This is a genomic window from Finegoldia sp. P2-F-LR, from assembly GCF_052932265.1.
Genome location: NZ_JBRFJF010000001.1, coordinates 243,172 through 250,469 on the forward strand (window position 1 = coordinate 243,172; position 7,298 = coordinate 250,469).

Annotated in this window: 7 protein-coding genes and 1 pseudogene; all 8 read right to left on the reverse strand. The window is 31.5% G+C overall.

Features of this window, described 5'->3' with window-relative positions; all coding sequences use genetic code 11:
• Positions 1 to 121: 121 nt before the first annotated feature.
• Positions 122 to 1,681, reverse strand: a complete 1,560-nt coding sequence (locus tag ACU68W_RS01175) for a cell wall-binding repeat-containing protein (protein ID WP_102163931.1) — start codon at positions 1,679 to 1,681, stop codon at positions 122 to 124.
• Positions 1,682 to 1,700: 19 nt separating this feature from the next.
• Positions 1,701 to 2,453 carry a peptidylprolyl isomerase gene (locus ACU68W_RS01180; protein ID WP_094205810.1) on the reverse strand — a complete coding sequence of 251 codons (753 nt, stop codon included), beginning with the start codon at positions 2,451 to 2,453 and terminating at the stop codon, positions 1,701 to 1,703.
• Complete coding sequence (locus ACU68W_RS01185) at positions 2,434 to 3,291, reverse strand: CvfB family protein (protein WP_094205811.1); 858 nt, start codon at positions 3,289 to 3,291, stop codon at positions 2,434 to 2,436. The genes ACU68W_RS01180 and ACU68W_RS01185 overlap by 20 nt, the downstream gene beginning before the upstream one ends.
• A 12-nt stretch (positions 3,292 to 3,303) precedes the next feature.
• Positions 3,304 to 4,194: a YitT family protein gene (locus tag ACU68W_RS01190; RefSeq protein WP_102163933.1), complete on the reverse strand. Its 891-nt coding sequence runs from the start codon at positions 4,192 to 4,194 to the stop codon at positions 3,304 to 3,306.
• A gap of 115 nt (positions 4,195 to 4,309) precedes the next feature.
• A complete protein-coding gene (locus tag ACU68W_RS01195; protein WP_102163934.1) occupies positions 4,310 to 5,116 on the reverse strand; it encodes a metal ABC transporter permease in 807 nt (268 codons plus the stop codon).
• On the reverse strand, positions 5,109 to 5,750 hold the full coding sequence (locus ACU68W_RS01200; RefSeq protein WP_278736339.1) for a metal ABC transporter ATP-binding protein: 642 nt from the start codon (positions 5,748 to 5,750) through the stop codon (positions 5,109 to 5,111). Before ACU68W_RS01200 ends, ACU68W_RS01195 begins: the two co-directional genes overlap by 8 nt.
• 1 nt (position 5,751) lies before the next feature.
• The gene (locus tag ACU68W_RS01205; RefSeq protein ID WP_446755962.1) at positions 5,752 to 6,810 is read right to left on the reverse strand and encodes a metal ABC transporter solute-binding protein, Zn/Mn family; all 1,059 of its coding nucleotides are present in this window, start codon (positions 6,808 to 6,810) and stop codon (positions 5,752 to 5,754) included.
• Positions 6,811 to 6,967: 157 nt separating this feature from the next.
• A pseudogene (locus tag ACU68W_RS01210) lies at positions 6,968 to 7,298 on the reverse strand (hypothetical protein); the annotation flags it as partial.

Sequence of the window (7,298 nt, forward strand, 5' to 3'; positions counted from 1 at the left end):
TGTCATATTATGAATCTCGTATATTTTTTATTAAATTTCAAAAATCAAATATTTCTTTTAGTTTATATTTCGATTTCTTGTCAATATTATAACATCACATAATTTTAGATAAAATCTGATATCAAATTCCGAATATTTGAACTGCGTAATATCTGTCATAAGTTTGATCAGAATCTTCGTAATATGCTTTTGTAACGAATACTTTTATTTTAACTCTTGTGAACACTTCTCTTAACATATTTTCATTGTGTCCTTGAGAATTTTTCCAAGCTTCCATTGCTCCACTTGCAGTGTATGGGCCATTATAGATATTTTCTCCATTGATGTTAGAAATATCTGTTACCAATCCACCTCTTGGTCTAACGTGTTCAAATAAATGAACAATTTCAGTTGCCCTTGTTTTTGCAACCGGTGATAATGAATTATCTTGTTTTAATGCTTTTAGTCCATTTTCTTTACGGTATTGATTCAAAAGTCTTAGTATTTCATCCGCCATTTCATCATCGTAATGACCACGTACCATTACAATTGTATCATCACTGATTTGAACAGGAAATTCTTGTTCATTTTCTAATCCTGGTAATGGTTTAGTACGTTTTATTTTCTTGCCTGGATATTTTGGATCAGTTGTTATAGTTTCGTCTGATTTGTTATCCAAAATCAAATCTTTTACTTTTTCTGATACTGTATTTTTTCCACCTACAATATACATTTCTTCAAAAGAATTGCTACCAATATATGATTTTACATCACTTGTAATAGATAATTTTGAAACCAATAGTATTGGTGCTTTTAGCTTTTGTGAAAGTGGTGCCGCTACTAATGCATCTACAAAAACTTCACCACTAGCAAATATCGCTTTAGTTGGCGCAGTAAAACTTGCGTTTGCAACTCTGACAGATGTCATATATCTGTTAGATCCAAAGATTCTTTGTGGTTTTACATTAGTAATAGCTTTGATTTCTTGAACAACTTTATCAGAAACTGTATTTTGCCCACCGACTACAAAAATTTTACCTATATTTCCTTTATAGAAAGATTGTAAATAATCTTTTGTGTCGCTAGAAATCTTGTTTTTTGATACTAATAATATTGGTGCATTGTGTTTTTGGGCTAAAGACGTAGCGTTAATAGCATCTGCAAATACTTCTCCACTAGCTACAACCAAGTTTTGTTTTTCAGCATTTTTGCTAGAGAACTTTTCAGAAACTATTTTAGCATTAACTGCATATCTGTCGTATCCAGCATATCTAACAACTTTGATTTTCAAATCTTTTTCGATATGATTTTGAACAGCCTTACTAACAGATTTTTCTCCACCAATAATTATGACTTCGTCCAAATCTTTTGATTTTAAAAGTTTTTCAGTAGATGCGTCTAATTTATCTGAATAAGTGTATAATATCGGGATTTGTCCTTGGCTCATAACAGTAGAACTGATATTGTCAGGGAACTTTATCGCAGATACAAGCACTACTTTTTTAGAGTTTTGATAATAATCTTCCATCACTTTATTTGCAACCGCAAATCTATCTCGCCCTTCAATTCTATTCATAGTTGACTCTACTTTTTTAGGACTTGCATTATCATCTTGTTCCTTCGCAAGTACAGCAGTGCCTGTACTAAATACCATACTAAATGTTAGACATAAAGCTACTATCTTCTTCTTAAGATTATTCATTTAACTTCTCCATTTGTTATTAATAAAATTTTTCGATTTTGTATTCTTTTTGTAATTTGTCTGTAGCATCTATATATGCTTGTTGTTGTCTCAATTGTAATAGTGTTTGTTTAACTTCATTCTTAGCTTCTTCAAAAGATTTTACTTTTCCTTCAGTTTTATCTTTAATATTAATAATGTGATAACCGAATTGTGTTTTAACAGGTCCTACGATATCTCCAATTTCATTTTCAATCAAAGCATTTTCAAATTCCTTAACCATTTGACCTTGTTGGAATGTTCCCAAATCTCCACCTTGTTCTTTTGATGGACATGTAGAATACTCTTTTGCTAATTGTGCAAAATCACCATCGTTATCGATTTTTTCTTTAATTTCATTAGCCAAATCTTCAGATTCAACTAAAATGTGAGAAGCTGTGAATGTTGGTTGAACTTTGAAATTATCTTTGTGGTTTTCATAATATTCCTTCAAATCTTCATCTGATACTCTAACAGAATTGATTATGTTAGCCATAGCAAAATCCTTCAACAATTCTTCGGATTGTTTTTTAACTTCTTTTACATATATTTCATCTTTATCTAAGCCAGATTTTTTAGCATCAAAGAATAAAAGTTTTCTGTTGATTAATTCATCAGTTAATCTTTTCTTTCCTTCTTCGTTATTGAACTGTGCCCCTCTATAACCTAAAGCTTGAATAAAATTATCAACTTCTGATTGTTTAATTTCTTCACCATTTACTACTGCTAATACTTTATCTTTGTTGTCTTCCATTATTACCTCTCCCTTTACTAGTTAATTTTATTCCGTCTTTATAAAATTGTATCATATTTTCTTTTAATAGTCTTCCAACAGCTCTTTTGAAACTGGATTTTGACATATTAAATACCGATTTAATTCTATTGGCGTCTGTTTTATCGTTAAAATTAATGAATCCATCAGAGTTTTTAAGTTCTTCCATAATAACATCAGCATCTGATGAGATATGCTTATATGCAGGTTCAAAAAATGACAAATCTAACTTTCCATCAGACTTCACATCTGTAACTCTACATTTGACTTCTTCTCCAAGGTCTACAACGCCCGTTAATTCACTTGCAGGAATAAGTCCTTCGTATTTATTGTCTACAGCTACAAAAGCTCCTAGACCGTCCACTATGTTGTATATAACGCCTTCTACCCAATCGTTCTTAACATAGCCGCTGTCGTTTTTTAATAAATTTTTAATTCTCATAGTAAGTGCCAATCTGTTCGACTTATCAATATACAAATACACTAAATATTTTTGACCTTTTACCAATTTTGAAGTTTGTTCCTTAAATGGCAACAAAATATCCTTATCTAAGCCACAATCTAAGAAAGCACCAATTCTAGTAATGTCTTTTACTTCTAGTCTTGCAATCTTACCCAATTCAATCTTAGGTTGCTTCTTCGTTGCCATTAGTTTTTTATTGTCATTGTAAATGAATACATCGACAACATCGCCAACTTTTTCTCCAGAAAGTTCGTCTACATTCATTCTAACAAAATTATTTTCGTTGTCTTTTTTCAACAAAACTTCCGTATTTATCTTATCAATTTTTAAATTCTCTCTTTGTCCTAATTTATACATTTCTTCTCCATTCTAACTCATTCCACCAGGAAGTATTTCAAGCTCTGGATTATCTACTGGATCGTAAGTAAATCCTTCACCAAGCACTTCACTGACATACGAAATACATACGAATGCTTTAGGATCAATAGATTTCACGTAATTTTTAATCTTAATATACTCTCCTCTTGAAACAATCGTATTAATAACAAATTTTTCATTATCAGAAAAACCACCAACTGCTTTATAAATAGTGGATCCTCTTGAAATTTGATCTATAATATAAACGTTAATTTCCTTGTATTTATCGCTCGTTATCATCATATTTACCCTTGTATTTAGACCAGCGATAGCCTTGTCAATGACAACTGAGTTGATACAAATACCAAGCATAGCATACATTCCACTTTTTGTTCCGAAAGTATACATACCAAGTAACACAACAAAAAAGTCTGCTACAAGCATACATTTACCCACATCAATTGAAAAATATTTTCTTATTATCATTGCGATAATATCCGTACCGCCAGTAGATGCCCCTTGATTGATAACCAATGCCATACCAGCAGCGGAAATAATAATTCCAAAAATCAAATTAATCAAAATATCATCAGTTAAAGGTTTGAAATTTGGTAGCAAAATTTCAAGTAACGTCGTTGAACTTGCAAAAATAAATGAACAATATATCGACAAAACCCCAAAGCTTTTTCCCAAAATAATAAACGCTATAATATACAAAATAGTATCCATAATCATAACGAAAATACCCGTTGGAATTTGTGGAACAAAAGCATTCAAGCTAATCGCAATACCAGAAATTCCACCAATAGTTAAATTAAAAGGCATTATAAAAAAGAAAAAGCCAAAAGTAAGTATTAATGTTCCCAATGTTAATATCATTATTTTTTTAATCATTTTGTTCATGCTATCGCCTCCTATCCTTTTATTATACTTGTAAAAATTGCAAATTACAACGTTTTATACACTAAAAAACACCACAAAATAAATTAATTCAAAATTCATAATGCAGTGTTTACAGTTAATTATTTTTTCTAAATTTATTTACTATCATCAAAATTATCAGAACTAAAAGTCCTGTCAACACAATTGAGCCACCTGGTTTTAATTGAAAATAATAAGACATATTGATACCAATAATCGTAAACAATACTCCAAATAGCGATGAATTAACCACAGTTCTTTTAAAGGAATGAGAAACCATTATTGCACAAGACACAGGTATAACCATCAAGCTTGAAACCATAAGTGCACCGACAGTTCTAGACGCAATAGCAACAGTGATAGCTATCAAAAAAGTAAATATTTTATTGATTAGTCCTACGTTGATATTAGACAATCTCGCTCCATCTTCATCAAAAATAATATACACTAATTTTTTGTACAACAGCACATAAGTCACAATAACAATAAAACTCACAATAATTACTGTGTACAATTCAATATCTGGAATAGCTACAATAGATCCAAACATAAATGATTGAAAATTCGCAGCGCCAGGAACAAAATCTGACAAGATTGCAGCAAGTCCAATACCGCTACTCATCACAATCGCAGTTGACAAATCAGAACTCTTGGCGAAGTTTTTTCTGATGATTTCTATTCCAAAAGCTGCAATCACACATACGAAAATCGCCGCTATAACAGGATTTATTCCAAAAATAAGTCCCAAGGCAACACCAGCTAAGGAACTGTGACTCAAAGCATCTCCTACCATGGAGTTTTTCTTGTTAACTACAAAGGTTCCTATCAAAGGAACAATAATTGACACTAATATCCCCACAATAAAAGCTCTTCTCATAAAATCATAAGAAAACATCTCAAACATGTTTCACCTCAACAAATTCATTATCCAATCTAAAAATCCTGTTAAAATAATCTTTAGTAAAATCCAGCTCATGAGTAACCACCAGAATCGTTATATTATGATGAATATTCAAATGCTTCAACAAATCAAACAAATTTTCCTTGCTTCGTTGATCTAGTCCTGCGGTAGGTTCGTCAAAAATCAAAATTTGTGGATCGTTAGCCAACGCCTTTGCAATCATGACTCTTTCCTGTTCCCCACCGCTCATCTTATTGTAGTCATAATTTTTCTTATCTTTCATTTCTACAATAGACAACGCGTTTTCGATTTTTTCATTAGCTTTAATATTCTCATCATCGCTTACATTCATAGCCACGATTTCCCATGCTGTAATAGGAAAAGAAATGCTCTTTTCGTGATTATTTTGAGGAACATATCCAAAACTAAAATTGTCCCTTCCTCCAGCAAATTTAATCTCACCACTATCTGCTTTCAGAAATCCTAAAATAAGTTTCAATAACGTAGATTTACCGGAGCCATTAGCTCCGGTTATCCCTACGAAATCTCCCTTTTCGATATTAAAATTTATATCCCTTAATAGTTTTTCGTTTCTATACGAAAAATTCAAATTTTCTACACTAATTATATTATTCATATTATTTTGCTTGTGAGATTGCATCCAAGTTTTTCTCTAACAATGAAAAATAATTGTCCTTTCCATCTTCGATATCTTGAGTCTTAGCTTCTATAGTAGATAACCCAGCAGTCTTTGCGTTGATTTCCTTAGCCAAAGAATTTGCAATCTTATCGCTTTCTCCCATTTCATAAAATACTGTATTTATCTTATGTGATTTTGCGAAATTAGTCAATTCTTTCATCTTATTTAAATCAGGTTCTGAATCTGAATTAATACCCTCAATAGGAACTTGTTTTATTTCATAATCTCTAGCTAAATATCCAAAAGCTTCATGTGGCACGATGAAATATTTGTCCTTTTGTGGTGCCAAAACTTTAGCGTATTTTTTGTCTAATTCGTCAAACTTTTTATCTAATTCTTTGTAATTTTTTTCATAGAAATCTTTGTTTTCAGAGTCAAATTTAATAATAGCTTCATACACATTTTTCATTTGAATTCTAGCTTGTTTTGGACTCATCCAAACATGTGGATCAAATTCACCGTGGTGATGATGTTCATGATCATGTCCGTGTTCATGTTCTTCGTGGTCATGATCGTGTTCATGTTCTTCATGGTCATGGTCGTGTTCATGTTCTTCATGGTCATGGTCGTGTTCATGTTCTTCTTCAGCTTTAATCTTGTCAATATTTGTAGATGAATCAACTATTTCCGTGTTTTTTAAACTAGATTTAACATCTTCTAACCAACCTTCCAATCCAAGACCGTTAACAATAAGCATCTTTGAATCAGATAAATTTTTAATATCTTGTGCAGTTGGTTCCCAATCATGAACTGTAGCGCCTTTTGGCATAACATTTACCACATCAATTTTATCCTTAGCGATTTCTTTTGCCATATATTCAATCGGATAGAAACTAACATATAATTTCTTTGAATCGGACTTTTCAGTTGATTTGTCATCACTTTTTTCTTTTTGTTCTTGCACCTTTTGATTGTTAACATCATTGTTTTGTCTAGTACATCCTGATGCCACACCAATCATAAGAGTTAATAATAATATCCTATAAATTTTTTTCATAAACCCTCCATATAATAATTTATTAATGCAAATTATTTGCATTATCATTTTAGAATGATTTTATTATTTTGTCAAGAATATTATAAAATATGAAAATTTAATAAAAAAAGAAGCAACTCATATGAATTGCTTCCAAAAATTTAACTATATTTATTTATTAGTCTTCTTTTTTTCTTCCAAGAGATAATCCCAAACCACTAACTATTGATAATGCACCAGCTGCAAGTTTCAATAATTCGTAATCAGCACCAGCTTTTGGTAATTTCTTACTTTGTCTTACTGGTTTGCTTGGTTGGTCTGATTTACTTGGTTGTTCAGGTTTACTTGGTTGTTCAGGTGTTCCTGGTTGTTCTGGAGTACTTGGTTGTTCTGGAGTACTTGGTTGTTCTGGAGTACTTGGTTGTTCTGGAGTACTTGGTTGTTCTGGAGTACTTGGTTGTTCTGGAGTACTTGGTTGTTCTGGAGTACTTGGTTGTTCTGGAGTACTT